Consider the following 569-nt stretch of genomic DNA (forward strand, 5'->3'; position numbering starts at 1 on the left):
GAAACACCAGCAATGGCTAGAAACTTTCTGAAAGCCCTTAATGGACTTTTTAATTGGGCAATTGATCAAGGTCTTTTAGAAAATAATCCAGCCTTAGGTGTTAAAAGACCAGCCCTTCACAACAAAGATGGGTTTGCTGTTTGGACAGAAGAAGATGTTGAGAAATATTATCAAAGATGGTCCCGTGGTACCCATGAACGCGTTTGGATTGATGTTCTTTTATATACGGGTTTGCGTCGTGGTGATGCAGTCCGCATTGGCTGGAAAGATGTAAAGAATAATATCATTCATCTTAAAACAGAGAAAAGTAAATTCCAAACAGATGTTTTTCTTCCTATTTTACCGGAACTAGCAAAAACACTTGAAACTGGTCCTATTGGAGAAGAAACATTCATTTGTGGTAAAGAAGGTAAAAAACTCGTTAAAGAAAGTTTTGGCAACCTTTTTCGTGAGGCTTGTAACGTAGCGGGAATCAAAAAATCAGCACATGGCTTAAGAAAATTAGCAGCAACACGCGCAGCTAACTCTGGTGCAACAGTATCACAACTCAAAGCAATTTTTGGCTGGAC

Annotated in this window: 1 protein-coding gene; it reads left to right on the forward strand. The window is 38.8% G+C overall.

All coding sequences use genetic code 11. The annotated features are described in order from the left end of the window. On the forward strand, nt 1-569 hold a 569-nt coding region (locus ACFIK0_RS09835; RefSeq protein WP_375663981.1), incomplete at both ends, for a tyrosine-type recombinase/integrase.

It is taken from the genome of Bartonella sp. CL63NXGY, assembly GCF_042194905.1.
Classification (GTDB): Bacteria; Pseudomonadota; Alphaproteobacteria; order Rhizobiales; family Rhizobiaceae; genus Bartonella.